2 rRNA genes (1 of these 2 only partly in view) are annotated in these 1,187 nt (G+C 49.9%); both read right to left on the bottom strand.

Going from position 1 to position 1,187, the window contains the following annotated elements:
• Nucleotides 1-60: 60 nt before the first annotated feature.
• Nucleotides 61-172: ribosomal RNA gene (rrf, locus tag MB14_RS08265) — 5S ribosomal RNA — on the bottom strand.
• 99 nt (nt 173-271) lie between these two features.
• Nucleotides 272-1,187: ribosomal RNA gene (locus MB14_RS08260) — 23S ribosomal RNA — on the bottom strand (it continues 1,968 nt past the right edge of the window).

Below are 1,187 nucleotides of genomic sequence, written 5' to 3'. Positions count from 1 at the left end.
CCTCCCAAAGTAAAGGTCATAAAAAAACCCCAAGAGGTTAGTCGAGGGGTTTTGATAATAAATTGGCAGCGACCTACTCTCCCACCGGTAAAGGCAGTACCATCAGCGCTGGTGGGCTTAACTTCTCTGTTCGGAATGGAAAGAGGTGGACCCCACCGCCATAGCCACCATAAAATCTTAATCTCATTATGAGATACAATTTCTTATAAGCAGTATGAACTACTAAATTGACATATTAACTGTAAGAGTATTACACAAAAAGAGGGCTTTCAACGGAAAGTTTACGGGTAATTAGTACTGCTCAGCTATGACATCTCTGCCTTTACACCTGCAGCCTATCAACGTCATCATCTCTGACGTCCCTTTAAAGAAGTCTCATCTTGAGGGGAGTTTCGCACTTAGATGCTTTCAGCGCTTATCTCTTCCCAACGTAGCTACCCAGCAGTGCCCCTGGCGGGACAACTGGTACACCAGCGGTTGGTCCAACCCGGTCCTCTCGTACTAAGGTCAGGTCCTCTCAAACTTCTCGCGCCCACAACAGATAGAGACCGAACTGTCTCACGACGTTCTGAACCCAGCTCGCGTGCCACTTTAATGGGCGAACAGCCCAACCCTTGGGACCTTCTCCAGCCCCAGGATGTGACGAGCCGACATCGAGGTGCCAAACCTCCCCGTCGATATGAGCTCTTGGGGGAGATCAGCCTGTTATCCCCAGAGTACCTTTTATCCTTTGAGCGATGGCCCTTCCATGCGGAACCACCGGATCACTATATCCGTCTTTCGACCCTGATCGGCTTGTAGGCCTCACAGTCAAGCACCCTTATGCTATTGCGCTCTACGTACGGTTACCAAGCGTACTGAGGGTACCTTTGAAAGCCTCCGTTACTCTTTTGGAGGCGACCACCCCAGTCAAACTACCCACCACACACTGTCTCCAGTAATGGATTAGGCATCAGATAAATAAAGGGCGGTATTTCACCAACGACTCCACCATGCCTAGCGACACAGCTTCAAAGTCTCCCGCCTATCCTACACATCATTTACCCAATACCAATGTGAAGCTATAGTAAAGGTTCATGGGGTCTTTTCGTCCCGTTGCGGGTAAGCGGCATCTTCACCGCTACTACAATTTCACCGAGCTCGTGGCTGAGACAGTGCCCAGATCGTTACACCATTCGTGCAGGTCG

Origin of the sequence: Roseivirga ehrenbergii (assembly GCF_001593005.1) — a bacterium.
Classification (GTDB): Bacteria; Bacteroidota; Bacteroidia; order Cytophagales; family Cyclobacteriaceae; genus Roseivirga; species Roseivirga ehrenbergii.
The sequence above is the reverse complement of the archived record's forward strand: the minus strand, read 5'-3'. Positions and strand labels throughout refer to the sequence as shown.